The organism is Microcoleus sp. Pol14D4, assembly GCF_036701245.1.
Lineage (GTDB): Bacteria > Cyanobacteriota > Cyanobacteriia > Cyanobacteriales > Microcoleaceae > Microcoleus.
This window is the reverse complement of sequence record NZ_JAUBQM010000005.1, coordinates 36,486-62,344: the sequence shown is the minus strand read 5'-3', so window position 1 is coordinate 62,344 and position 25,859 is coordinate 36,486. Positions and strand designations below refer to the sequence as shown.

Annotated in this window: 25 protein-coding genes; 12 read left to right on the top strand and 13 right to left on the bottom strand. The window is 46.6% G+C overall.

Annotated features, from left to right (window positions below):
* The first annotated feature begins 23 nt into the window (after positions 1-23).
* Positions 24-794, top strand: coding sequence for a metallophosphoesterase family protein (locus QUA33_RS04130; protein ID WP_333146698.1), 771 nt, complete (start codon positions 24-26; stop codon positions 792-794).
* Between the two features lie 177 nt (positions 795-971).
* Here QUA33_RS04130 and QUA33_RS04125 read toward each other — a convergent pair whose 3' ends face one another.
* Positions 972-1,823, bottom strand: coding sequence for a M48 family metallopeptidase (locus QUA33_RS04125; RefSeq protein ID WP_333146696.1), 852 nt, complete (start codon positions 1,821-1,823; stop codon positions 972-974).
* A gap of 372 nt (positions 1,824-2,195) precedes the next feature.
* Between QUA33_RS04125 and QUA33_RS04120 the strand changes: the two genes are divergently transcribed.
* Complete coding sequence (locus tag QUA33_RS04120) at positions 2,196-2,720, top strand: DUF4330 domain-containing protein (protein WP_172188290.1); 525 nt, start codon at positions 2,196-2,198, stop codon at positions 2,718-2,720.
* A 334-nt stretch (positions 2,721-3,054) separates the two neighbouring features.
* On the opposite strand, the gene QUA33_RS04115 is transcribed toward QUA33_RS04120, so the two are convergent.
* Positions 3,055-3,960, bottom strand: a complete 906-nt coding sequence (locus tag QUA33_RS04115) for an alpha/beta hydrolase (protein ID WP_333146694.1) — start codon at positions 3,958-3,960, stop codon at positions 3,055-3,057.
* Between the two features lie 529 nt (positions 3,961-4,489).
* On the opposite strand from QUA33_RS04115, the gene QUA33_RS04110 reads away from it, so the two are divergent.
* Positions 4,490-5,107 (top strand): hypothetical protein, encoded by a 618-nt coding sequence (locus tag QUA33_RS04110; protein ID WP_333073219.1) that lies wholly within the window; start codon positions 4,490-4,492, stop codon positions 5,105-5,107.
* Here the strand turns inward: QUA33_RS04110 and QUA33_RS04105 are convergent.
* Both QUA33_RS04105 and QUA33_RS04100 read right to left on the bottom strand, forming a co-directional pair.
* Positions 5,075-6,010, bottom strand: a complete 936-nt coding sequence (locus tag QUA33_RS04105) for a hypothetical protein (protein WP_333146693.1) — start codon at positions 6,008-6,010, stop codon at positions 5,075-5,077. The genes QUA33_RS04110 and QUA33_RS04105 overlap by 33 nt on opposite strands.
* A gap of 215 nt (positions 6,011-6,225) precedes the next feature.
* The gene (locus QUA33_RS04100) at positions 6,226-6,498 is read right to left on the bottom strand and encodes a hypothetical protein (RefSeq protein ID WP_333094892.1); all 273 of its coding nucleotides are present in this window, start codon (positions 6,496-6,498) and stop codon (positions 6,226-6,228) included.
* Positions 6,499-7,127: 629 nt separating this feature from the next.
* On the opposite strand from QUA33_RS04100, the gene QUA33_RS04095 reads away from it, so the two are divergent.
* From QUA33_RS04095 to QUA33_RS04085, 3 genes are all read left to right on the top strand, one after another.
* Complete coding sequence (locus tag QUA33_RS04095; protein WP_333042449.1) at positions 7,128-8,030, top strand: MBL fold metallo-hydrolase; 903 nt, start codon at positions 7,128-7,130, stop codon at positions 8,028-8,030.
* Positions 8,031-8,270: 240 nt separating this feature from the next.
* Positions 8,271-9,485 carry a bifunctional riboflavin kinase/FAD synthetase gene (locus QUA33_RS04090; protein ID WP_333146692.1) on the top strand — a complete coding sequence of 405 codons (1,215 nt, stop codon included), beginning with the start codon at positions 8,271-8,273 and terminating at the stop codon, positions 9,483-9,485.
* Between the two features lie 162 nt (positions 9,486-9,647).
* The gene (locus tag QUA33_RS04085) at positions 9,648-10,556 is read left to right on the top strand and encodes a MoxR family ATPase (protein WP_333146690.1); all 909 of its coding nucleotides are present in this window, start codon (positions 9,648-9,650) and stop codon (positions 10,554-10,556) included.
* Positions 10,557-10,809: 253 nt separating this feature from the next.
* On the opposite strand, the gene QUA33_RS04080 is transcribed toward QUA33_RS04085, so the two are convergent.
* Positions 10,810-12,018: a glycosyltransferase gene (locus QUA33_RS04080; RefSeq protein WP_333146688.1), complete on the bottom strand. Its 1,209-nt coding sequence runs from the start codon at positions 12,016-12,018 to the stop codon at positions 10,810-10,812.
* A 385-nt stretch (positions 12,019-12,403) separates the two neighbouring features.
* Entirely contained in the window at positions 12,404-12,610 is a 207-nt protein-coding gene (locus tag QUA33_RS04075; RefSeq protein ID WP_333146686.1) for a hypothetical protein, read from the bottom strand.
* Positions 12,611-12,724: 114 nt separating this feature from the next.
* On the opposite strand from QUA33_RS04075, the gene QUA33_RS04070 reads away from it, so the two are divergent.
* Both QUA33_RS04070 and QUA33_RS04065 read left to right on the top strand, forming a co-directional pair.
* On the top strand, positions 12,725-13,051 hold the full coding sequence (locus QUA33_RS04070; RefSeq protein WP_333146683.1) for an MgPME-cyclase complex family protein: 327 nt from the start codon (positions 12,725-12,727) through the stop codon (positions 13,049-13,051).
* Complete coding sequence (locus QUA33_RS04065; protein WP_333146681.1) at positions 13,048-13,785, top strand: hypothetical protein; 738 nt, start codon at positions 13,048-13,050, stop codon at positions 13,783-13,785. Before QUA33_RS04070 ends, QUA33_RS04065 begins: the two co-directional genes overlap by 4 nt.
* An 80-nt stretch (positions 13,786-13,865) precedes the next feature.
* Here the strand turns inward: QUA33_RS04065 and QUA33_RS04060 are convergent, their stop codons facing one another.
* The 3 genes from QUA33_RS04060 to QUA33_RS04050 all read right to left on the bottom strand — a co-directional run bounded on the left by QUA33_RS04060 (position 13,866) and on the right by QUA33_RS04050 (position 17,954).
* A complete protein-coding gene (locus QUA33_RS04060; protein WP_333146679.1) occupies positions 13,866-15,968 on the bottom strand; it encodes a tetratricopeptide repeat protein in 2,103 nt (700 codons plus the stop codon).
* 75 nt (positions 15,969-16,043) lie between these two features.
* Positions 16,044-16,958 carry an Rpn family recombination-promoting nuclease/putative transposase gene (locus QUA33_RS04055; protein ID WP_333146677.1) on the bottom strand — a complete coding sequence of 305 codons (915 nt, stop codon included), beginning with the start codon at positions 16,956-16,958 and terminating at the stop codon, positions 16,044-16,046.
* A 60-nt stretch (positions 16,959-17,018) separates the two neighbouring features.
* Positions 17,019-17,954, bottom strand: coding sequence for an NAD-dependent epimerase/dehydratase family protein (locus tag QUA33_RS04050; RefSeq protein ID WP_333146675.1), 936 nt, complete (start codon positions 17,952-17,954; stop codon positions 17,019-17,021).
* Between the two features lie 261 nt (positions 17,955-18,215).
* On the opposite strand from QUA33_RS04050, the gene dnaG reads away from it, so the two are divergent.
* Complete coding sequence (gene dnaG / locus QUA33_RS04045) at positions 18,216-20,234, top strand: DNA primase (RefSeq protein ID WP_333146673.1); 2,019 nt, start codon at positions 18,216-18,218, stop codon at positions 20,232-20,234.
* A gap of 158 nt (positions 20,235-20,392) precedes the next feature.
* On the opposite strand, the gene QUA33_RS04040 is transcribed toward dnaG, so the two are convergent.
* Entirely contained in the window at positions 20,393-20,908 is a 516-nt protein-coding gene (locus QUA33_RS04040; RefSeq protein ID WP_333042425.1) for a pentapeptide repeat-containing protein, read from the bottom strand.
* 14 nt (positions 20,909-20,922) lie between these two features.
* Between QUA33_RS04040 and QUA33_RS04035 the strand changes: the two genes are divergently transcribed.
* The gene (locus QUA33_RS04035; protein ID WP_333146672.1) at positions 20,923-21,531 is read left to right on the top strand and encodes a YraN family protein; all 609 of its coding nucleotides are present in this window, start codon (positions 20,923-20,925) and stop codon (positions 21,529-21,531) included.
* 198 nt (positions 21,532-21,729) lie between these two features.
* Here the strand turns inward: QUA33_RS04035 and QUA33_RS04030 are convergent, their stop codons facing one another.
* Entirely contained in the window at positions 21,730-22,119 is a 390-nt protein-coding gene (locus tag QUA33_RS04030) for a hypothetical protein (protein WP_006632408.1), read from the bottom strand.
* Between the two features lie 148 nt (positions 22,120-22,267).
* On the opposite strand from QUA33_RS04030, the gene queA reads away from it, so the two are divergent.
* A complete protein-coding gene (gene queA, locus QUA33_RS04025; protein ID WP_333146670.1) occupies positions 22,268-23,407 on the top strand; it encodes a tRNA preQ1(34) S-adenosylmethionine ribosyltransferase-isomerase QueA in 1,140 nt (379 codons plus the stop codon).
* 42 nt (positions 23,408-23,449) lie between these two features.
* On the opposite strand, the gene rpmF is transcribed toward queA, so the two are convergent.
* The gene (gene rpmF, locus QUA33_RS04020) at positions 23,450-23,623 is read right to left on the bottom strand and encodes a 50S ribosomal protein L32 (RefSeq protein WP_006632406.1); all 174 of its coding nucleotides are present in this window, start codon (positions 23,621-23,623) and stop codon (positions 23,450-23,452) included.
* A 180-nt stretch (positions 23,624-23,803) separates the two neighbouring features.
* Positions 23,804-24,280, bottom strand: a complete 477-nt coding sequence (locus QUA33_RS04015; RefSeq protein WP_333146668.1) for a TM2 domain-containing protein — start codon at positions 24,278-24,280, stop codon at positions 23,804-23,806.
* A 391-nt stretch (positions 24,281-24,671) separates the two neighbouring features.
* Here QUA33_RS04015 and acsF point away from each other — a divergent pair, with 391 nt between their 5' ends.
* Positions 24,672-25,748, top strand: a complete 1,077-nt coding sequence (gene acsF, locus QUA33_RS04010) for a magnesium-protoporphyrin IX monomethyl ester (oxidative) cyclase (protein ID WP_333146818.1) — start codon at positions 24,672-24,674, stop codon at positions 25,746-25,748.
* The last annotated feature ends 111 nt before the right edge of the window (positions 25,749-25,859 follow it).

Genomic DNA, 25,859 nt, shown 5'->3' with positions numbered 1-25,859 from the left:
AGTCAGGGAAGCGGATAAACACAATGGAGCACCGGCGCATTGTTATCGGGGACGTACACGGGCATTACGACGGGTTAATGACCCTGCTAGAGGCACTTGCCCCCAGCTCGAACGATCGCGTCTATTTTTTGGGAGACTTAATCGATCGCGGCCCCAAAAGCGCTCAGGTATTAGATTTTGTGCAGCAAAGCCCATACCAAACTCTGTTGGGCAACCACGAACAACTGATGCTGGAGGCTTTGTCGGGGACGCCGATGGATATGCGAGCGTGGCAATCTTGGCTCTACAGTGGCGGCGATGCGACAGTAGCCAGCTACAGAGATACAGGGATGATGCCGTACAAACACTTAGAGTGGCTGCGATCGCTCCCCACGCACTTGGACTTAGGGGACATCTGGCTGGTTCACGCCGGCGTTGACCCACATCTGTCGATCGATGAACAGTCGATCGAACAACTGTGTTGGATTCGCAGGGAATTTCACACGATGTCGAAACCCTATTTTCCCAATAAATTAATTATCACCGGTCACACGATTACCTTTACCTTTCATGGGGTCAGACCGGGCGAATTAGTCAGGGGCGAAGGGTGGTTGGATATTGACACGGGTGCTTATCATCCCAAAAGCGGTTGGCTGACAGGATTTGACCTCAGCTACCGCAGAGTTTATCAAGTAAATGTATTTAACAATCAAGTCCGAATTTTACCGTTTGACGAAGTTGTCAGGCAATTGAGGCCGCAGCCGATTGCACCCTCGCAACCTGCGATCGATTCTGTTGTTCAACAGCAGTGTTAAATCAAGTTTTCTTTGTAGGGTATGTCAGCTTAAGTCCGATCTCTTAAATCGAAATTAACTTGCTGCTGACTTACCCTAATAACTGGATTTATTTTTTAACGAACCGCGAAGACGCGAAGATCGCGAAGTAAGAAAAGAGAAGAGAAAATAAGAGAGTGCCTGACTGATTTACATTTGCTACGAACCTAAAAGTCTGCGGATTTCTAGCCTGTAATCCTCATTATTCAAACCTTCACCGCTAGCAAGATCCGGATCGATAGCCTGTGAAATAGCCGCAATGCGATCGCCAGTTGCCGGGTGAGTGCTCAAAATGCTAGGAGGAGAAGGTTTGTCGAGCAACTTTTTCATAAAATCAACCATCCCAGATTGAGCGTAGCCCGCTCGCCCCATAGTTTGCAATCCCAACTGATCGGCTTCATACTCAGCTTGGCGGCTGTGGGGACGGCGCAAAGCCAGTTCCACCCCAATCTGAACCGCCTGAGATCGATCGAGCCCAGTGGCGGAAGCTACACCTGAAGCTATGGCCATTTGACGCATTTGTTTAACCGCGTGGCGAGCATTAATGTGAGCGATTTCGTGGGCGATCGCACTTGCCAATTCTGCCTCATTGTCCGCCGCTGCCATCAAGCCTTTATTTACATAAACAAAACCGCCCATAGTTGCAAAAGCATTAATCGTGTCGTCGTCAATGACTTGAAAAGTATAAGGAATATTCGGGCGAGTGCTTTCTTGAGCGAGTCGTTGACCGATGCGGTTGATATATTCTGTAGTGTCCCGATCGCGGTCAATCTTAAACTCGCTGTTCGTTAACTGCTGATTAATTTGTTGGCCAATAGCCACCTCTTGTCGATCGGACATATTCGACAATTGAATAACTTGAATGCCCCGAAAAATCAGTTCAGGCAAAGAAAATGCTTGAGTCGGTTCCGGGGAAACCACACCGATACCCGCAGCTACAATCAGGGACAGAAACAGATAAATCCCTCGACCGCAAGTACGCCGGCAAGTCAACCAAAAACTTTTTAACATGAGTGATACGTGCCAGAAGTTAGATAAAATTGTAGGAAAAACTCGAAAAGTCACTAAATAGGCAGACGTAATTTGAGGCTGCTTAGTTGCTATTCTAGCTTTTTGTCAATTTTGAACGGCGCCACCAGCTTTTGGGCGATCCAGCCAAGGCTAACCAACCGCCGTTAACAGCCTTCTGGGTTAAGTGCCCCAGTCATGCGGATTTTGGGCGATCGTTGTGGTAATATCTTTTAGCTTCAGGACTTACGCATCAATAAAGTATGTCATTGCCAGCGGTAGCTCAGCAATAGCAGCATTTGTTTTTCATCGATGTCTGCGTAAGTCCTGAGCTTGTAAACATACTCCTGTCGCTATCAGTATAATAGGCGATTTATGAAAATTTTGGATTCTCAAGGCCGGCTGTTCGGCAAACTCAGCATCCTAGACGTAGGTGCCGCTCTAATCGTACTGCTAGTTGCAGTCGGAATCTTCTTCTTTCCCGGCACTTCTGGCGGTTCCGTCGCCCAAGTCGGCACCAGTGTCAAACCTGTAGAAATTGATGCAATTGCGATCGGTCTCAAAGGAACAAACGTTCAAGATTTGTTCAAAGCAGGCGATAAAATCAATGTGGTGATCCGCAATCAACCATCCGGTCAGATTACCATCAAATCTGTCAAAACTCTCACCAGAACCCTAGCAGTTCCTCAGCCCAACGGCACTCTGAAAGCTCTCCCCGATCCCAGAGAAGAAGAAGCCTTCAGCAAAAATATGATGTTTACCTTAGAGGGAAAAGGTCAACTTACTGAAAATGGCCCGGTTTTAGGTAATACGAAAGTCAAAATTGGCACTACGCTAGAGCTTGAAGGCAACAAGTACATTTTCAACGCCAGCGTTATCGACGTGCGAGTCAAAGAATAATTAGTAGTCAGTTGTCAGTTGACAGTTGAAAGTTTTCAGTGGTCATTGGTGTCAAATTCAGACTAAAATTCATGATAAATCTCGCTTATAGCATAGTCTAGATCCCCCCTAGCCCCCCTTAAGAAAGGGGGGACAAGATTATTGTCAAAGTCCCTCTTATTAAGGGGGATTTAGGGGGATCTAGATTTGGATATAAACGAGAGATACAGCGGTCTTTAGGATTAAGTTGACATCTATGGGTAGTGGGGAACTAATCTTCCTTCTTCCCTCGAACCTGGAACCTCTATCCGTGACATCCGTTTGCATCCGTTAAAAAATCCGTTGCCGAACTTCTTCACCCTTCTGAAAGCAACTTTAAATATTGCCGAATTAAGCCAATCGTGACAGCGGGAAGTTCTAACTGCGGAGTCAAACCTACATTTTCCAGAGGTTGAAAAACTTTGATTGCTTCGGGGTTGAGGTTGGCCAACCGCTGGCCGATATCGGGTCCGGTAAACTGCGATTTTTCTCCCCAAATAATCGCTGTCGGTGTTGTTAGCTGAGTAATGTACAGCGACAAATCAAAGCACAAATCTCCCCGCACAAAAGACAGGGCGGCATATTCTGCATTTGGTTCCAAAGCAGATGCGAGGTAAGCATCTACAATTTCTTGGTAAACGCGACGCGAATCGGCAAATTGTCGTTGTTCTAGGAAGCTACGGATGCCGCCGTCTGTGGCGATTCCGGTACTGTAGAGCAAGCGATCTAAAATCGGCGTGTTGACTAGCTTAGCGAAGAAACTGCTGCCGTAATCTTGTCCGAAGTCCGACAAACCGCTGGGTATGGTCAAAATTAGGGATTTGAACAGATCCGGCCGTGCGATCGCAGCTCGAATCGCGATCGCCCCTGTTAGCGAAGAAGCAATCACCTCTGTCGGACTGCCACAAGTTTTTTCGAGAAATTCGATCAAAGTTGTGATATAATCTTCTACCTGATAATTTCTTGCCGGATGTTCCGATCGCCCCCAACCGATTAAATCAGGTGCTAAAATTCGATATTCTGCCGCAAAAGCCGGATAAACTTTCGACCATTCATAGGCACTCGACCCGCCACCAAAACCGTGAAAAAATACTAAGTTTGGTTGATTTTCCGAAGTTGAGGTCGGCAACCCCATCCAAGGCATTTTTTCAGCAGTGTAGTAGACCATTCTGCCGAGAGAAGTAACTATTGATCGCTGACCGAAGCCGAGGGGTACAAGCATAAACTAACCTCAATCGCTGTTATATTTTAGATTCTTTTGAGCCGCCCCATCTTTGTTTAAAAAACTTGCAAAGCTGGTGGCGTTTTTGTAAAGATTGAGTAATGATTTAAATCTATTTTAGTACAGGTGAAGCGTGAAACTACAGACAGCAAGTAAGTTTTGCGATTTGGGCAATTCGGCTGTGTAGTTATCCTTACCCTTGCAAACTACCGCCGATCGGAGATAATAGCAAAATGATGGGTAAGACCCCTCACCAAAATAGAGTCTGTTCGCCAAACCCGAAAGCAGGCGCTCGGAAAGGAGGACTATTAGAACTCGCTTTCAGGCAGGCGGCAGGTTGGCCGAGGCTCGCCAATCACAAATCATTAATCACGATATTTTGCGGAGCAGTGGCTTTTGAGGTCGAAAGTCTTTGTTGGAGGGCGGGCAATGGGGTTTCGATTCCTAATTGCAGGTTTGGCAATCACTGGCCTCGCCGTTATCAATTCCAAAACAGAAGAAACAACTAATCTCAGGGAGGTCTACTAAAATGCAACTGCTCAGAAAACGGGATCGCGAGGGTTTTATGGTTGATGCAAAAAGTCTTCAATCTGACGGGTTTGCAGAATTTGACACAGCCTGTCGAAGCATGGATTTAAACGACAAAAAGTCTTTTGTCGCCACTCCAGAACGCTCAGGCGCAGGGTCAGAGGTGCGATCGCGCGCCACAACAGTACCTGCGATCGTCCGCGTAGCTTTAGAAGACTTGAAATGCTTTGAAGTAGTAGAACACCAGTTTGCACATTGGGGGGTGACTTTTAGCAATGCCGTCGCCATCCAACCTTCAAACCCAGCCTTTTTCACGGGTTCTGGAGCAACAGTGTTAATGGGGGCCCCCAAAAGCGGACTGATAGAAGTAACTTTTAAGTATCCAGTTCGCTGGGTGTCGGGACTTGTCACCAGTTCGCGGCGAACTGTTTTATCTGCTTGTGACATTGACGGCAACCCAATTGTTCAGGATGAAATGCCGGCGCCCAATCTGGTCGGGTCTAATTCTCCGATCGCTCCTAGGGCTCCCCTGCGCGTAAAAGCTCGGAATATTCATAAAATTACTTTTTACGCTTTTGACGGTCAGCTAATAGTCGATGACTTGATGTTTGGATTTTAAAGCCATGCCATAAGTAGCATCCCAAGTCTGCAAACCTTCGAGAAGGGCATTGCGGACTAAAGCTTCTGGTTCCCGACTCAGCATCAGGCGAAAGCACTCGGCAGCGCGGGAACGGGCGATCGAACTTTTGACTGAACTTACAGGACCAAACCCACCCTTATTCACCAAATCGGTCATTTGTCGCACTGCAATCAAACGCTTCACGGGGTCAGCATCAGTCAAATCCGCTAAGATGCGATCGAGCGCCACTTCATCTTTTTCGGCCCTGCGACTCAACCCTTGCCGCAGCAACAGTCCTGCAATTGCGATCGTGCCCAAATTCTGCAAAATCAGGCTCAAAGCCATCCAGTGGCTCTCGGAGTCCGCCCAAATCGCCAAACTCATGTAAGCGCCCAAGGTAGCAATGCCGCCCGTACCCACGGCTAAAACAAATCGGCGGTTCGGGCCATCCCAAAATTGCTCGCCTTTTGCTCGCAGCAATTGCCAGTCCCACGACTGCCCTCGGTAAACCAGCATCATCGCTGCTATCCCCAAGCCGGTGGAAAACAGTAACTGACTGTTCCACCACCCCCAAACTGCTGCCAGGGTGACAACTGCCAGCCAACCTTTCGATCGAGTCAAATGCTCTAGCAGCCACTTGAGAAGAGCAGTAGAAACCACAGGCGATCGGGCCCAGGAGGTCTTACCATCTGCCCTCCTACGCCTTGTTTCGGCAGTCCGGCCTGTGGCTGTTGGGGTTCCCGGCGGGCGACGATCGTCCGAACTAAATTCCCTCAAAGCTTGGCCATCAGTTATTTCTAAAGACAGGTCGCTCAAGGGTAGATTGCCGAGTTCCAAAGTGCGATCGGACACTTTCACAGGCGATCTATTCAGCTTGGTTGTAGTTTTTTTAACTTGATTCATACTGACTTTTTTGAAAAATAACTTAAAGTTATCTAGCCTTTTTTAGCACTGATTTAGATTCTCGGTAAACAAGAGTCTAAGACTCTATGATACCCGAAATTCAAACCCGTGACGAGTACCGCAACTGCGCGGAATTCCGAGAAATCCTTACCCAAAATAGAGCTATTGAAGATTGTTGGGAAAAGCACCACAGGTTAACAGGGAATATTTCTGCATCACTCTTGAGACAGAATGGCGCTCGGAGTTGGCATGATGGCAAAAAATCGAAATTTTTTAATTTCAGAAAAGAAGGGAATTTTGAGTGATTCAATTCGTCCGCCAAGAAATGCACGAGAAAATTTAGCCTTTTGCCCCCAGGCCCGGACTCTCGCTGCTACCCCGGTGTCAGATGAGGCTGGGTTCAGCTCGATCGCTAGCTGGACAAACCGCAGCCTCTGGGCGGGTCGAGAATCCAGACAGTATTGGTTGATAATTAATAGCAGAAGCATTCCTAAACTGCTAAGATTTTTGAATTAATGGGAGTTGAGTTAATTAAACCGAGTTCTGGCAAAAAGGACTCCCTGATGCTCGTGGGCAGGGGTTAAATGGCGAGAGCATCTCAAGTCTGATAAACTAACCGTCATTCTTGTATAGGCGCCTTCACGCCCGATCGGCAAGATCTGCCAGATATCGCCGCAAAACAGCCCCGACACCTGCATATTATGGTCGATCAACCGGACTAGATAGCAGGAAAGCCATCATCCAGGTTCCAACCCGTAAAGCAGCAAGCCAAACAACCGACCGCGCGATCGTGTTCGGCAAGTGCAGAGGCTGGAAAAACAGCGGCTTTTGACCAAACTCAGACATAACTGCGGCCCCAAAGTGTGTCTGTGGAGGTTAGGCTAGTGAAGAGAAGAAAAGAATAGTTACGATCGAGACTTCATTAGTCTACCTTGTAATTTATTGCTCAGTTGTCAAGCCCAACAGTTTTACATTCTCGCGATGAGCGAGACTCTTGGCACTTCCAACAAGTGGGGAACTCGACCATCAAAGAGCTTGGGTTTGATGGTAAAGCCCTTAGTAATATGTAAACACCTTATTATCGATAACTCGCCGGAACAATCTTGCAAGAAAACCCATGTCTAGTATGCAAAACCAATTCACGGTTCACTTCTGGGGCGTTAGAGGTAGCATAGCGTCTCCCGGGGCAGAAACAGTACGTTACGGGGGCAACACGCCCTGTGTAGAAATGCGAGTGGGTGACAGCCGCCTAATTTTCGATGGCGGTACTGGATTGCGGGTTTTGGGACAAACTCTCCTGTCCCAGATGCCCGTAAAAGCTCATATGTTTTTTACTCACTCTCACTGGGATCACATTCAAGGATTCCCCTTTTTTGTCCCAGCTTTTATTCCTGGGAACTGCTTTCACATCTATGGGGCTATTGCTCCTAATAAGGCTACTATCCAGCAGCGCCTCCACGACCAGATGCTGCACCCCAATTTTCCGGTACCCCTGCAAATTATGGGGGCAGACCTGAAATTTAACGATATAGAAGTGGGCAAACCGCTGGAACTCGGAGAGATTAAGGTGGAAACTGCTTTGTTGAACCATCCGGGGGAAGCTATAGGCTACCGCGTCAACTGGCGGGGGTATGCGGCTGCTTACGTGACTGATACCGAACATTTTCCCGATCGTTTAGACGAAAATGTGCTGTATTTGGCTCAGGATGCTGAGGTGCTGATCTACGACGCTACTTATACCGATGAGGAGTATTATGCCGAGAAGAGCAGCAAGGTCGGCTGGGGACATTCGACTTGGCAGGAAGCAGTGAAGGTGGCAAAGGCTGCTAATGTCAAAAAGTTGGTGATTTTTCACCACGACCCGCTGCACAATGACGAGTTTTTAGACAGGGTGGGAGAACAAGTGGCTCAAAGGTTCCCGAATAGCTTGATGGCGCGGGAAGGTTTGTCGTTACAATTGCTGCCTCCTGATAACGATTTGTCTGAAGCGTCGGTGCAAGCGCCTCAAGTGTCTGTCTGAGGGATTTGAGCTTGTCAGGTGGTTCTGAAATCTCGATCGGTGAAATCTGAAATTTAAGCGAGGGCTGACCTCACTCAAAGACAGATACCGTGCCACGTACTCCTGTCGTGGAAAACCAAAAAGTTTAGACCAAAGTTCAAACTTCCAGATTTATCTGTGGAGTCAATTCTAAAATCTAAAATCTAATATCTAACATCGACTGGCGATCGCAATCTGACTAAGTATGTCAAAATTTTAAGCGTGTGGGTAACTTCTTCTTGTACCGCTGCTCTGACTCCAACTTCTGTTGCCTTGGGAAACTTTGATGGTTTGCACCTAGGGCATCGACAAGTCGTGCAGCCAATTTTAAATCGATCGCCTGGGCAAAATTCTGCGACGGTTTTTGCGTCGGGGCAAAACACGCGCTCAAACGTTGGCACAGATCAAAATTTGCCAAGGGAACATCCGGCGACCTGCGAAAATGACTCAGCAGCACCGCCCGATCGAGCTGGCAGCAGCCATAATTTCGAGGGTTTGATAGGCATTAGGGCTGACCGCAACAGCCTCTCTGGGATCGATTCTGATGGGGTCGATCGACTTTACAGCACTGTGGTGACATTCGATCCGCACCCGCAAGAATTCTTTACGGGTCAACCGAAAAAACTGCTGACCCCTCTGGCAGAAAAGGTAGAATTGCTCGCAGCAATGGGCGTCGAGCAACTTGTGCTGCTGCCGTTCGATCGAGAATTGGCGGCTTTGACTGCTTGTGAGTTTGTCGAGGAAATTTTGGTGCGGCAACTAAAAGCGAGTCGAATTAGTGTGGGGGTTGATTTTCGGTTTGGACGGGGACGCGCTGGAACGGCTGTGGATTTACAGTCGATCGCCGCCGGTTACGGTATTGATGTTGCTCTTGCACCCCTGCACAATTGCGGTGGGGGCGATCGGATCAGCAGTTCTGCAATCCGCGAAGGTCTGGCATCCGGCGACCTCACAAGAGCGAATCAGTTGCTGGGGCGACCTTACAGTTTAGTCGGGACTGTGGTTGGCGGACAGCGGCTGGGTAGGACGATCGGATTTCCTACTGCTAATATCGAACTGCCACCGGAAAAATTTTTGCCACGTTTTGGCGTGTATGCGGTGCAAGTCTCGCTGAAGCATGGATGGGAAAAGATGAAAGAGAAAAGTTCTTTCTATCAGCGGGAAAATCCCAAATCTCTAATTTCGGGTACATCATCCAATTTATCTTTTGTCAATGGAGTGATGAATGTTGGCTGTCGCCCAACAGTAGACGGGCTGCAACCCACTGTGGAAGTTCACCTGTTAGATTGGTCTGGGGATTTGTACGGTCAAACCTTGAGCGCGAGTTTAGTAGAGTTTTTGCGACCCGAACAAAAATTCGCTTCTCTGGATGCTCTCAAAACTCAAATTCAGGCAGATTGCGATATTGCTAGAAGCCTCTTAACTGCTAAAGTCTAATAATTATGTGATCTAGAACAGCGTCATAGGTTTAAAAATGGTGGAAGATGAGTCAGAACAATTGTAGTTTTACAAATACGAAGTCCGCAAGGCAAAGACTCAAGATTTTGGCAGTTTGATGTTCGATCAACCATTAGCAATTAGCACTTAGTAATCAGGGATATGAGACAACATATTGAGCGGCTCAAACAAAATCTAAGCAAAACTATGGTCGGCAAAGCGGATGCTATTCGCTTGGTGCTGGTAGCCGTGCTTTCGGGTGGGCACGCGCTGCTGGAAGACGTGCCCGGTGTGGGAAAAACGCTGCTGGCGAAGTCTTTGGCGCGATCGATCGATGGGAAGTTTCAGCGGATTCAGTGCACTCCCGATTTGTTGCCGACGGATATCACCGGTACTAATATTTGGAATCCGCGCAGCGGAGAGTTTGAGTTTTTGCCAGGGCCAGTTTTTGCTAATGTTTTGCTTGCCGATGAAATCAATCGGGCGACGCCGCGAACTCAGTCAGCTTTGCTGGAAGTGATGGAAGAAAAGCAGGTGACAGTAGACGGAGTTTCTCGGAATGTTCCGGCGCCGTTTTTTGTGATTGCGACTCAGAACCCGATCGAATATCAAGGCACTTTTCCGCTGCCGGAAGCGCAGATGGATCGGTTTACTTTGTCTTTGACTTTGGGCTATCCCGCTGCGGTGGAAGAATTGCAAATGTTGGAACGGCTTTCTGATAGTTTTGCAGTGGAAGATTTGCAGCCTTGTATTTCTTTGGAACAGGTGCAGGAATTGCGGCGTTTGTGCGCTGCGGTGAAGGTAGAAGGCTCTTTGAAACAGTATATTGTAGATTTGGTGCGATCGACGCGGGAGGATGAGGAGATTACTCTGGGGGTGAGTCCCCGGGGTGCGGTGGCTTTGCACCGGGCATCCCAGGCTTTGGCATTTATGGAGGGCCGGGATTTTGCTACTGATGATGATGTTAAGTATGTGGCGCCGCACGTACTATCTCACCGTTTAATTCCGGCGGGGGGAAGAAGGGCTAAGGCAATTGTAGATCGATTGTTGCGCTCTGTTCCTATTCCTTAAAAAGTTTGTAAGTAGGTCGTTCTAATTAAATAAATAGGCAAGATGCCTGTTCCACAAAGAATGATTTTTATTATGGGACAGGCATAATGCTCGCCCTTGTTATATCAAATGCGGTGGCATCGGAATTAATATTACCCACCTTCAGGAAACGGCACTGCCGTTTCCCTACCATTAATAGGGCGAGAGTTACATCCGAGGAGGGCTAATGATTATTTTGGGGTAGGGAAACAGCATTGCCTTACTACTTTTTTAATCACGCCTTAATAGCACTATCAAACAGCGCGACTAATTTTTGGGCCTCTAAATCAACGTTGTGTTGTTGAGCAACTCTCTCGGCTCCTGTTTTCCCCATTTGTTCTAGCTTTTCTAAAGGTGCTTCCAATACCGCGCGCATCGCTACGGCTAATGCTTCTGCGGAACCGGGAGGAACTAGCCAACCGCAAACACCGGGTTCTACGAGCTCCGGGATGCCAGCAACATAAGTGCTAATTACGGGCCGATTGAGAGCGAGGGCTTCCATAATTACGACGGGCAAACCTTCAGCAAAACTCGGCAATACCATTGCCCGTGAAGCTAAAATCTCTTGCTGAACTCGATCGCCACTGGCCCACCCGGTAATTTCTATATGATTTTGCAGGCCGAGTTGCAGAATCTGCTTTTCAATATCCGATCGCAGCGGCCCGTCTCCTACGAGTACCAACTTAAACTCTAAGCCTTGAACTGCTAGCAAGTTAGCAGCTTCTAGCAATAACAAATGACCTTTTTGTTCGCTGAGCCGGCCAACGCAAGCTAAGCGCGGTGCTGCGGGTATGGGGACGTAGGGTGCAGCTAAAAATGCGGCATCTACGCCGCAGTGTATGACGTGAATTTTTGACCAAAAAGTGCGATCGCACCACCGAAAAAGCTGACTTTTACCGAAGGAACTAACTGCTGCTACAAAGGTCGATCGCTTAATTTTTTCGTCTAAAGAAAGAAGTGTGGGTTTATCAAATTCTTCAGGGCCGTGAACGGTGAAACTGTAAGTCGGGCCGCCAAGCACGCGGCACAGCATTGCAACTGTTGTGGAATTTGTCCCGAAGTGAGCGTGAACGTGTGCTGTACCCGATTCTGCAAACCAATTTAAAAGAATGCAAGCTTCTGCTAAATAAGCTAGATGCAGCAAAATCCCCCGTTCCGAGTGCCAGCCAACTTTGAACATTAACCGCACAGCTTCGATGAATCGAATGGGCCTAGTTGCGGCAACGCGAAGCAAACCCCACGCTAACCCCTTTACACCAACTCCTAAGATTACTTTAGTCAATTCTTGCTCTAGTTTGTCGGCCTCATCAACGAGTTCTGACTCGCACGATCGGATCGAAAAACGTGCGACTTTCATGCCGCAATTTTCAACCGCTAGGACTTCTCTGCGGACAAAGCTGTGGCTGACTTTGGGATATTGGTTGACTAAATAAGCGATGTTCATGAACGGGGAGAAAATTTTATGGTAAAACTTAGATTAGTTTAGCCTTTGGCCGCAGTACGTGGGCAACAAATTTAGCTGATTTGTTGAGCTTATTTGAGCAGGGGCGGAGGGCGATCGCTTTTGGTGGGAGGGGGGAAGTGACAGCGGGGCGATGTCTGTTCCGCCGAGAGGAAATCAATCCACACATTTTACATTTTTAATACAATAGTTAGGACTGTTTTTTAGGGAGTAGTCACAAACCCTTGATTTTCCCGCGAGCACATCGATCACCATCAAAGCCTTTTTTTAGGGTTCCCAATCAAAAACTGTCTGAAGTAGTTTCATATGCAAACCACTCCCAATCCGGTTTAACATCGTTCTGTTTACCTCAATAATTAGTAATTATTCAACCTGCAATTCCATCTAATTTCCTAGTGTCACCTAAATTTTTCCGAAAATCCCCAGCCCGAAAAATAATCGCCCAAATCCCCAAAAAACCAGCAACTCTCACAACTCTCACAACTCCCCCAACACTCACCACCAACGATTTTTCTGAGGCGACTTGCTCTGCATCTACCCAAGATGACAGCAAATAAGGTAAAGTAAACGGCACAAGAGTCTAGAACTCTCCAACAACCGCAAATCGGCAAACCCGCCCCTGACCAGCAAAACAGGTCGGTACAGGCGGCCTTAACCGCTAACCGTCAACCTCTAACAACCCAGAAAAATGCAAACCTACTACTACGTTTTAGCCAGCCAACGCTTTTTGCTAGAAGAAGAAGCCCTAGATGAAGTGTTTAAAGAAAGAACTCGCAACTACAACGAACAAGAAAAACAAATAGACTTCTGGTTGGTCAAACAGCCGGCTTTCCTAGAAGCACCGACAATGGCAGAAGTTAAAGCAAAATGCCCTCAGCCAGCCGCCGCTATTGTTTCTACCGATCCTGTCTTTATCACCTGGTTGAAACTGCGATTAGAATATGTACTGACAGGTGAATTTCAAGCACCGTCAGCAACTATTCCCGATGCCCTTGCATCCCTACAGACAGCATGAACAAAATAGCAAAATATCAGACGAAACAACTAACAATAATTAGGGGTAAATTGTACAAATTTATTTTGTCTCTTCCCCTATTTTCTGCTACTTCGATCGCCCTTTTGGTATTGACAATTTTATCGAGTTCTGTTAAAGCTCAGTCGGGCTGCCAACCGCCCCAGTCCGATGAATATCTACTGTTAATTGTCACCCCAACACCCGAACAGCAAGAAAGAGCAAAACGCTCTTTCCCTGGAAATACTAACAACACAGTTTGTCGGTACATTAATGACACGGTGACGCGAGTGGGTGGCTTTCGGGACTCGCAAATCGCCAGCGATTGGGTGAAATACATCGAAGATGTTGTCGGATTGCAAGCTTACGTAGTACGATCGCCCGCAGCGGCGCTACCCCAAAATTTGCCAGTCTACAACCCTCAGCCAGCACCAGGTTCTGAACCAATCACCAATCCTCCCAGTGGCAATCTTGCCTTCAATCCCCAACCCCTCGGCCCTGGTTATGCAGTGTTAGTAGATTACTTCAACCAACCGGAATTAGCCGCCCAAGTCAGGGAAGCATTAGGCGCGCAAGTAGGCTTAGCTTCCTACGGCCAGCGTCCCTTTTTATTCGTCGCTTATACAACGGATCAAAACGCCGCTACTGCCGCCGTAAAAACATTGAGCGATCGAGGTTTTTGGCCGATGTTAGTAGACAGCCGCCGAGTTACCTTAATTGCTCCCGCTGTTCGCTAAAAGATAACTTACCCCACGATTATTGGGAGCGTGAAATAACTACTACACCCAAAGTCCTAGCAGAGGGGGACTAATAACAATTATTGTTGTTGTTGTTTTTGGGATTCTAGCGGGCTGCTTCCTAGCTGACTTTCTGCCCGCTTTTTTGCTTCCATTGCCGCTCCGTAATCCGGTTTGTAGCGAATTGCTTTGTCATAGGAGGCGATCGCATCTTCGTATCTTTTTACCGCTACAAGTGCATTACCGCGACTGTACCAGGCTTCGGAGTAGTCTTGCTTGACATAAACGGCTTCGTTGTAAGACACTAGCGCATCTTCGTACCGATTCAAATTGTACTGAGCATTTCCTCTATTGTACCACGCCTGATATTCTTTCGGATTTAAATCTAAGGCTCTGTTATAACACTCAATTGCTTGTTCGTACTTGCGTAATTCGTGGTACGACCAACCTAAATTGTACCACGCTTGATAATAATCCGGTTTTAATTTAACAGCTTTTTCGTAAGCTTCTACTGCTTCTTCATATCGGCGCATTTTTAGCAAAGCGATGCCTTTACTGTACCAGGCTTGATAAAAATTTGGCTGAAACCGCACGGCTTTTTCGTAGGCTTCAAAAGCTTCTTTATTTTTGTTTAATTCTAGGAAAACATTGCCTAAGTTATACCAAGCTTCAAAATTATCGAATTTAATTTCAACTGCTTTTTGATAGGATTCTACGGCTCGATCGTACTGTTTTAATTTTTGGTAAGCTTGCCCCCGATTGTACCACGCACCGTACAAATTTGGCTGAAACTGTACCGCTTTTTCGTAGGAGGCGATCGCTTCTTCGTACCGCTGCGAATCTAACAGAGTATCGCCTCTGCCTTCCCAGGCGGCGGCATAATCGGGCTGGATTTTCAAAGCGTTATCAAAAGATGCGATCGCCTCTTGAGACTGTTGCAACTTCTCCAAAGCATAACCGCGTCCCGTCCAAGCTTCCAAGTATTCCGGTTTTAATTCTATGGCTTTATCATAAGCTGACTGCGATTCTTGGTATTTTTTCAATTCGTACAAAGTTTTGGCTTTTTCCTGCCAAACCTCCGCGTAGTCCGGCCTGAGAGTTATAGCTCGCTCGTAAGCTGCCAGAGCTTCTTCAAATCGGCTTAAATTGTAAAGAGTATTGCCTCGGTTGTACAAATCAGTTGCATTGGCAGAATTAAAAGTGTTTACACCATAAATAGATGCTATAATACTGATGCCAATTAAACTGGCGATCGACAATATTTTTAAATAGAGTTTTTTTCGGGATTTTACAGACTTATTCGCAGCAGCAACCGGAGGCAATACAGGAACTGTAGCGCTGCCAGAATTTTTTAATTGTTTAATAGCTTGCAGTGTTTCGCCGGCACTAGAATAACGTTGCCGAAAATCGTACTTTACCATCTTATCTAAAATCTTGGCAAATTCTGGACTGACTGATGTTTTGTCCTGCCAAATAATTTCCTCTGTATCGGGGTTTCTTGGCATTTGGTGGGGATTGATGCCCGTCAGGAACTGAATTGCGATCGCACCTGCGGCATAGATATCGCTGCTGAGTTTCGGGTTGCCGTGAGCTTGTTCGCTGGGCATATAACCGGGAGTACCGATGCTGACACTCAAGCTATTTTTGATCTGAGGATTGGTAATTTGAGTAGTAATTTCTTTGACTGCGCCGAAGTCAATTAAAACTAATTTTCCGTCTCTATCTCTGCGGAGGATATTGCGGGGATTGACATCGCGGTGAATCACATTTTGCTGGTGTACGAAATCTAAAATTTCCAGAAGTTCTTGCAATATACAAATAACTCGATCTTCCTGCATGACTCCCGCATTCCCAGGAGAAGCGGGCGTAATTTCTTGACTTAAATCGTGACCTTCTATAAATTCTTGAACGAGATAAAACTCTTGATTCTCTTCAAAAAAAGCAAAAAGTCGGGGAATGCGATCGTGATTTCCCAATTTGTACAAAACTTGTGCTTCGGTATCGAATAAACGTCTAGCTACCTGTAGAGTTTCCGGATCGGTTGCTTGAGGTTTAAGCTGCTTGACGACGCAGAGGTGATTGCCTGGTAGCTGCTTATCTTCAGCTAAATAAGTTTGAGCAAATCCGCCGCCTCCCAAGTGACGGATAATACTGTAGCGATTGCTGAGTGTGATTCCAAGCATGAGATTTACCTAATATTTCTTAGTCGGTGAACTACGCACCTTACTTTTTTTTAACTGGTAGGGTGCGTTATCAACTTATTGAGAATTATCTTCCAACCAATCACTCAACTCTTCCAAGTTTGAAAAACCCCAGAGGTCGTTTACTAAATCTTCTAATTGGTCGCTCGATAACTGCTGAATGCGCCTTTCTATATCGGGGTTTAGTTGACCTAAAAGGCGATTCAGCGAAAGCATGATTAACTCTATTTGTGCTTCTTTTCTGCCTTCTTGTCTGCCTTCTTCCCGACCTACAGCCACTGAACTTTCCTGATCTTGAGCAAAGAACTCTTGCTGCTGTAAGGTGTTCAATTCATCCAATGTCAAACTAACTTCGTTGGCAATTTCAAAAGCTTTCTGAATTTGCGGAACTGTAGCCATTGTTTGAGGTACTTCATCCAAAGTGCCAGTGGTTTTGATAAAGTAAATCCACTTGTCTGTAAGATTTTCTAGTTGATCTAATTCTTTCTTAAATTTGGGCAACTCTACAAATACTAACTCAATGTCATTCTGTAGATAATCAGACAAGCGAGTTCTTTCTTTGAAGACAAAATGCGAAATTACATCTTGATTCCCGCTAAACATTTCAAAATCTGTGATAGTCAAAGCAATCACAGGTCGCAATTGCTGGTATAATTCTCCCCTTGTTAGTTGCAGTGCATAAGTTTTTGCTGCATTGTACAAAACTCGCTTCCCAAATGCCTGCACCTTCAAAACTTGCATTTCGATAATCACAAATGTGCCATCGTTAAGTAGCGCTTTGACATCTAAGTAGCTGTTTTTTACTCCGGCTATTTGAGGGGAAAGATAAGGGTCAAGGATTTCTAAGCTTTCAATGATGGATCTGCCTTCATATAGTATGGCATTCAAGAAACTAATCAAAATGTCGTTACTCTGGGCCGAGCCAAATATTTTCTTGAATGCAAAATCAATTTTGGGATTGATAAATCTCATGTTATTTTTCTCCCTAAACATTGGTATGGTGCGCGCTGCACACCATACTTTAATTTTACTTTAAACGGCTTTCAAAATCTCGTCATCGACTGAAAAATCTATCTCGGCTTTGTCCCGTCCGGAAATTAGATAATCATTCTGGAATGAATCTTTTAGCCCAGAAATTAAGTCAAATTCAGGCTTCCAGTTAAGATCGGTGACAGCTTTATTCACTGAAGCGAAAAAGTGCTGCAATCTCATCGGAAAAGCTTTCTTTTTGCCGAAGTCAAATTGTTTCGGATCGTAATGTACAATCTTAATAGCATCAGGGGATTTGCCTGCCGCTTGAATGCAGGCGCGGGCTAAACCGTCAAAGGTGACAAATCGATCGCCCGAAACGTTGTAAATTTGCCCGATCGCCCTAGAGTTGCCCAAAACCGCCGCCATTGCTTTAGCCAAATCCTGACAGTGCCCCAACTGCGTGAAGTGCATTCCGTTACCGGGAATCGGAATCGGTCGATCGCGCACAATGCGATCGAAAAACCAAGCCTCTAAATCGTTATAATTTTGGGGACCGTAAATGTATGTCGGGCGAATCGAAGTCCAAGGCAAACCCGATGCGGCCAAGTAATTTTCGGTTTCGCATTTACCCAAATGCCGGCTTTTAGGATCGGTAGCGTCCCCTTCGATATGAGGCATTTGATCCGACTTCAAATAAACCCCCGCAGAGCTCATGTAAACAAAGTGCTGCACCCGCCCTTTAAATATTTCAGCTAAAGGCTTTGTATCGCTGAGTTCGCGGCCGTTGTTGTCAAAAACCGCGTCAAACTCCACCGTCGATAACTTTTCTTTTAGTTGTTCGACATTTGTGCGATCGCCCTGAATCTGTTTTACGCCCGCAACCGGTACAGGCTTGTGGCCCCGGTTAAACAGCACCACTTCATGTCCTTGTGCTGCTAAAATCTTAGTAAGATAAACCCCGATAAACCGAGTACCGCCCATCATTAAAATTCGCATTATTTTCGATGCTCCTTACAGTTAGTGTAAATATCTTACAATAAATTTATGCCCTAGGGCGTGTTTTATATCCCCGGAGATCCCCCTAAATCCCCCTTAAAAAGGGGGACTTTGACACTGATTATTTCACCTTTTTAAGGGGGCGGGGATTTTGAATCTCATGAGAAATCACTCAGACTAGATAATTCATCCGTGTATCCGTGTCCTCATCCGTGTAGTGCTTTCCTTCTCCAATACTTTCAATTTGCCTAAAATAGCCCTATGCAAGTTCCCCGCCTGCATCCAGAAACAATCGAAGAAGTCAAACAAAGAGCCGACATAGTAGACGTTATTTCCGGTCGCGTCGTTTTGCGGAAACGCGGGAAAGAATTCGTAGGTTTGTGTCCCTTTCACGACGAAAAATCTCCCAGCTTTACTGTCAGTCCCGGCAAACAAATGTATTATTGTTTCGGCTGCGGTGCAGGGGGCAATGCTTTTAAGTTTCTCATGGAATTGGAGAAACGCCCTTTCAGCGAAGTAGTATTAGAATTAGCTAAAAATTATCAAGTCCCCGTCAAAACAGTCGAACCAGAACACCGACAAGAATTGCAGCGGCAAATTTCCCTGCGGGAACAACTCTATGAAATTTCAGCACTAACAGCCAACTTTTACGAACACGCTTTGCGACAAACCCAAGGAGAAGAACCCTTAGCATATCTCAAATCAGAACGCCAGCTAAGCGAAGAAACTATCCAACAATTTCAATTAGGTTATGCACCCCAAGGTTGGGAAGCACTTTACAGTTATTTAGTAGAACAGAAAAACTATCCCGCGCAATTAGTAGAACAAGCTGGATTAATTGTACCCCGAAAAAATGGGGGCAGCGGTTATTACGATCGCTTCCGCAATCGCATTATGATTCCCATACGCGACACCCAAGGTAGAGTCATCGGTTTTGGCGGCAGAGCTCTCGGCGACGAACAGCCCAAATACCTCAATTCTCCCGAAACAGAACTCTTCGATAAAGGCAAAACATTATTCGCCTTAGATACGGCGAAAACAGCCATTAGCAAAGCCGATCGCGCAGTGGTCGTAGAGGGGTACTTTGATGCGATCGCACTTCAGGCAGCCGGCATCTCCAACGCCGTCGCTTCCCTCGGCACAGCCTTAAGTTTAAACCAAGTACGGCAGTTATTGCGCTACACGGACTCCAAACAAATTATCCTCAACTTCGACGCCGACAAAGCAGGAACTCAAGCAGCAGAACGCGCTATTGGAGAAATAGAAAAACTCGCTTATCAAGGAGAAGTGCAACTGCGGGTGCTCAACATTCCCGACGGCAAAGATGCCGACGAATACCTCAAAACCTACTCCCCAGAACAATATCGAGAATTGCTCGAAAATGCTCCGTTGTGGATCGACTGGCAACTGCAACAAATGCTCGTCAATCAAGATTTGAAGCAAGCCGATACTTCCCAGCAAGTCACAAAAAAAATAATTAATTTATTAACCAATATCAGTGACGACAATCAGCTAGCACATTACCTGCAAAAGTGCGCCGAAATTCTCAGTAAAGGAGATTTTAGACTCACCAAAATGATTGCTGAAAACTTGCTAAATCAAGTGGTCAGCGATTGGGCAAAGCGGCAGAGTCAAGACGAATCATTGACAATGCCCCTGTTAATTAGAAACAAGCTGAAGCCGACCAAACAATATAAAAAACAGCGTGCAAGCGGCGAAAACAAAAACTCAAAATCCAGCTTATCTGCCGTAGCCCGCAGTCTTTTAGAAGAAGCAGAAGCGCAATTATTGCAGATTTATTTGCACTGTCCCGAATACCGCCAAGATGTCAGAGAAGCAATAGAAGCTAGAGACGTGCAGTTTAGCCTTTCTCACCACAGATTTTTGTGGCACCAGATTGTGAATGCAGAAATATTGCACAAAATGTCTTTACAAGTAGCGCCTTCTGAGTTAATATTAAAATTGCAAGATAGCTTCATTGAATATCCCAACCAACTCAATCAAATCTCGCATTTATTTCACTTAAATGAGTTCTCAGAAAGAAATGTTTATCGCGCACCTCTAGTAATTAGATCAGCCCTCGCCTGTATCGAGCAAATTATCAGCATGAAGCGCCGCCGAATTGCCCTCAATATGTGGGAAAAAGCCAAGGCAGCTAGCAGTGGCGAAGAGGCTATAGAATATCACCAACTCTTCTGTGCCGAACAAGAATGGCTCAAGGAATTAGAGCGGCTGCGTCAAGTTAATTTTTACGATTTAACATCCGTGCCTTGGGGCTAATACCCTTTTAGATTTTAGATTGGAGATTGGAGATGACTCGTTCGATATAGGTTGGAAGCTTGCGTGCGGTTACATTTTTTAAAACTGATATAAAGAATAAAGTCCTTACTACAAAATGGTTGGTAGTAAGGACTTTATTCCTTTATTCAACGAGCCTTTTAATAATCGCAAAAAAGAGTTTCGCGAGTATCTCTACCCGTCACCGGATTAGTACCTTTTGCCACTTTACAAAGTTTTTCTATCATATCGTCTCGCAGCAGTGTCTCTGTAAAATCAGCACCGTCAATAATAGCTCCTTCCAGCCTGGTATTGTAAGCGAAAGCACCCTCAAGGATAGCATTAGTTAAATTCGCTTTCATCATGCGAGCTAAATCTAAAGTAGCGCCCGTGAAATTAGCGCCTTCTAAATTTGCTTCTTCCATATTGGCAGCAAAAAAGCTGACGCCCCGCAAATCTGCATTAGTAAAATTGCTGTTGCGAAGATTGGCTTTATTAAAACTGTCGTCAGTCAGAACTTGGCCAGTAAAATCAGCGCCGACTAGGATTTCTTTGTCGTGATCCAAAGCGAAAGCAGGTGCGGGATTAATGCCGATCGCCCCAGCGGCAATTACTGCTAAAATAACAAAACTCAGCAAGAAAGTATAAATATGTTGGCGAATTCGAGAAATCATCATACAAGTTCAAGCTAATGGGCAGTCGTGACAGTTCAGAATTGAATTCTACCAGAAAGCGCGTCAAGCGTAGCTATCCCGTAGGGAATGGCCCGTTAGCGACGGCTGACTCCAATTCCCCCCAATCCCCAAACTCTAGGGATATCGGCACATTGGGAGAAAACTTAGTCGCCGACTGGTTGCAGCAGCAAGGTTGGGAAATCCTGCACCGGCAGTGGCACTGTCGGTGGGGAGAGATTGACATCATCGCCCTCGGAAGAGATGAAGAAAGCGAAATCAACAGAGGTAACGAAAATTCCCCATTCCCCATTCCCCATTCCCAAACATTAGCATTTGTAGAGGTGAAAACTCGCCGCCGGGGAAATTGGGATGCTGGTGGAATGCTGGCTGTTACTACCACAAAACAAGCCAAACTTTGGCAGACAGCCGAAATATTTTTAAGCACTCACCCAGATTTAGCAAATAATTCTTGTCGCTTTGATGTCGCCTTAGTCAGGTGCGAACCTTCACAACAAAACACTAAGCAAATATTACCACCATTAACAGCAGCGAGTTCTCAATATGCCCTTGCAGGAAACTACCGATTCACCCTGCAAGAATACATTCGATCGGCTTTTAGCATTTAAAAATATATAATTAAAATTCAGAGGGTAAAATCTCAAACCAATGCCACTAGGTAATTTTTAATTGTTAACTTGCCTAGGCTGTGGCGCATTTCTCTATTGAGCTTTAACGGAGCTGAAAAAAGCGTTAAATCTTCTCCCGCTTTCCCCTTCTCTCCCTCTCCTGTTCTGTCATCACAGTTAATTTATATGCGTAGCAATCTAGGCCAGAGTTTCCGGGCAATATCCCAGACCCTTGACAAACTGCTGGCGAAACGCTTCAATTTCCTTACGGTCAGGGCTGCCGTGACAAACCACGGCCACCTGGTAGCGGCGCATCACGCTCAGCGGCGACTGTCCGGTTTCCAAACTCCAAAGCGCCATTTGCAAGCGAATTTCAGGATCGTAAGGAATCCCGAGTTCGTTCATAAAAGCCCGAAAATCCCCGTGCATTTCGGGAGTTAAATATTGGCTCATTTTCACCTTTACCACCCAGCCGTCAATTTGGTGAATAACAGTGATAAATTGCAAGGGAAGATGATGAGCCGTGCGTAGGTAATCCACGACTCTCAGAGTAAGGCTAGTATTGGCGATGTAGTAGAGGTATTCCATAACGATCCTTATGAGCAAAGCTGATGCTACACCTCTATCCTCGCGGGCTATACCCGCCACCACAAGGGGAAAAGCACCCGACTTTGCATGGGGGTTTTTACCCAATTTGTTACCCAGTTGACAGATCGATCGCACAGGAATTCACTTGATGACAGAGATGGACTGGTCTTTGGACGGCTACGACTACGAACTTCCGCCCTCGCGCATTGCCCAAAATCCCGTAGTGCCGAGGGACAGTTCTCGCTTACTGGCTGTAGATTCTCCCAGCAGCCACCAACACCGGATTTTTAGGGATTTACCCGATTTGCTGCAACCGGGCGACTTACTGGTACTGAACAACACCCGCGTGCTGCCAGCGAGGCTCTACGGGCACAAACCCAACGGCCCGGCTGTGGAGATATTGTTGATGGAAGAACGGCAACACAACTGTTGGCTGGCTTTGGTTAAACCGGGGAAACGCTTAAAGTTGGGAGCAAAAATTGAGTTTGATCCCATCGCCCCTGCCTGTGAGGACTCGACCACAGCTCCTTGCTCTTGCCTTCCCGATGCCACGATGCCCGATCGTCGTCGATTGACTGCAACAGTTATAGAGAGGGACGACGCAACAGGGGGACGGCTGCTGGAGTTTGACATCCCCACAGATGAGAATCTGGCGAAGTTTTTGGACGAATACGGCCACATACCCCTGCCGCCCTACATCGAAAATTCCCAAGCTTCAGCGGAACAGTACCAGACTGTTTATGCCGAGCGGCTTGGGGCGGTGGCTGCCCCCACAGCAGGCCTGCACTTCACCGAAGAATTGTTCAGCCGCTTGGAACAGCGGGGAATCGAAAAAACTTTTGTCACCCTGCACGTTGGAGTAGGGACGTTTCGCCCGGTGGAGGTGGCAGACGTTACGGCTCACAAAATGCACGGCGAATGGGTGGAAGTACCCCCCGTCACCGTTGAGAAAATCCGGGAAACTCAAGCCAGAGGCGGGCGGATCGTTGCCGTGGGTACAACAGCAGTGCGAGCTTTAGAGGGAGCCGCGGCCGCGAGTGGCGATTTTTCCTTGCAACCTTTTTGTGGCCCGACCCATTTGTTTATCTACCCTGGTTACAAGTGGCGGGTTGTAGAGGGGATGATTACCAATTTTCACTTGCCCCGCTCTACTTTGATGATGATGATAAGTGCGATGATTGGAAGGCCTCGGCTGTTGGATTTGTACCGAGAAGCGATCGAGCAACAGTACCGCTTTTATTCCTTTGGCGATGCCATGCTGATTTTACCAACAGCAAAAAAGGATTGATCGATCGGGCATCGGGTTCGCCCCATGCCCGGTATTCCGTTTCTATTCTTCCTCCTCTTCTTCATTGCCGGGATACACGAAGCTGTTGGAACGTCCAGTCAGAACAGATTTGCCCAGAGACAGAGCTTTCTGAGCTGCCACTACAGCTTTGCGCTTCCATGTGGCCTTACGCATATTCTTCTTGGATTTGGAGGTTTTCTTCTTAGGGACTGCCATGACGCTAAATACTTTCTGCTTGCTTATATAGACAAACAAACATTCTAGCCGATTTTGCCGGCAATGCTTACTCGAAAAACGGCAACAACTGCTCGGTCAGCAATATCAAGTAGTAGGGTGCGTCAGCGATTAGCTTCTGGAAAAATAGACAAAATCCCCTAGGCAACGCACCCGCAGCAGCTAAAGTTCGTGAAAGTGGTAGATCACGACGCCAGTTACGGCATCGTTCTCGATACTCACATAACCCGTTTTGAGCATTGCCGTGAAAGCCTCTTCCACTTCGGCAAAGGTAGCGCCGGTTGCCATCACCCCTTGGGTGACAGATAATCTTCCGTTCTTGGTATAAGCTGCCTTCAGGAGTTTAACCCCTAACTGGTCTGGAGTTTGCTTGGGGTATGTCGCGGCGATCGCCCCGCTGACTGGATATAGCGGTATACCTTCGGGAGATACGCCGAGTTTGCCCCTGAGACTGGCATTGCGTTCGTCCACCATGTTCGGCAGCAGCAGCAAGTCAAACAATTGCCCAAACCCAAACAAACCAAAGGTAAACAGCCACAGCAAACCCGTACCAATCTTGCCATTGTAGAGGCGGTGGAGTCCGAATGGGCCGAAAAAACAAGCTGCCCATAAAAGGTAACTAACACCTAAATTGCTCATTTTCTGACCGTCCTGCCTGGTTATTCTAAGAATTGGAGTCCCTCTATACATTGTGTACTTTCTGTCTGGTGTTTAAACAGGTTGACATGGGAATTTATTTGTGTGGTAGCCTAATAAACTGACAAAAGGCAGAATTTGGTTTCCCAATACCTTGTCTGGAAGCCCATGAGTAATTTTGCGTAGCAATTCTTAACGCCAGTAACATATTTGCGCGGGCGAGAGCTTGGTAAACTGGAGGGCGTGGAAATTACAGCAGCTTAGACCGGGATTCCACACGGAGCGCCAAACCAAGCGCGCCGCCAGCGCTGGCCGGAAATACACGAGCGCGATCGCCCGCAGTACCCGACAATTGAAACAAGCGAGTAGTTATAAGCAGAAATCCAATAAAAATATGGTAGATTCCCTCAAAAAACCCACTTTTGAAGAACTGCGGCCGGGAGTGAAAGCCCCAGCCAAAGAAACTATTCTCACGCCGAGATTTTACACAACCGACTTTGACGAGATGGCCAAAATGGACATCTCGGTAAATGAAGCCGAACTAGAAGCAATTATCCAAGAGTTCCGCGTTGACTACAACAAAAACCACTTCGTGCGGGATGAGGAGTTCGCTCAATCTTGGGATCACATTGACGGCGAAAAACGCCAGTTGTTCATTGAGTTTCTAGAACGTTCATGCACCGCTGAGTTTTCTGGGTTCTTGCTTTACAAAGAATTGGGACGCAGGCTCAAAGACAAAAATCCAGTGCTCGCCGAGGGTTTCAACCTGATGTCGCGGGACGAAGCGCGGCACGCCGGTTTCCTCAACAAAGCTCTCTCGGACTTTAATTTGTCCCTGGATTTGGGTTTCTTGACAAAGAGCCGCAGTTACACATTCTTTAAGCCGAAGTTTATTTTCTACGCGACTTACTTGTCGGAAAAGATCGGTTATTGGCGCTACATCACGATTTATCAGCACTTAAAAGCGCATCCTGAAGACCAGATTTATCCGATTTTCCGATTCTTTGAAAATTGGTGCCAGGATGAAAACCGCCACGGAGATTTCTTCGATGCGGTGATGAGAGCTCAGCCTCAGATGTTGAACGATTGGCGCGCTAAGCTTTGGTGCCGTTTCTTCTTGCTGTCAGTGTTCGCGACAATGTATCTCAATGATATCCAACGCGCCGGTTTTTATCGATCGCTCGGTCTCGATGCTCGCGAATACGACATCGAAGTGATTAAAAAGACCAACGAAACAGCAGGCCGCGTATTCCCCGTCATGCTGGACGTGAACAACCCAGAGTTTTACGAACGCCTGGATATTTGCCTCAAGAACAATCAGAAGTTGACCGCAATTGTTGCTTCTGAAACTCCGAAATTCTTGCAATTCTTCCAAAAATTGCCTTTGTATCTGTCGAACGGCTGGCAATTAGTGAAGCTGTACTTCATGAAAACAATTGAATCACCTTCAGTACAGGGCGCTGTGCGTTAAGTTTTGATTTTTCATCCTCTGTGACGGCGGTTCTGCGACAAGCGGAGCCGCTTTTTTTTGGTATCCTGATTCACCGCAAAAACTTCTCGCCCCACTTACACTCGCCCACAA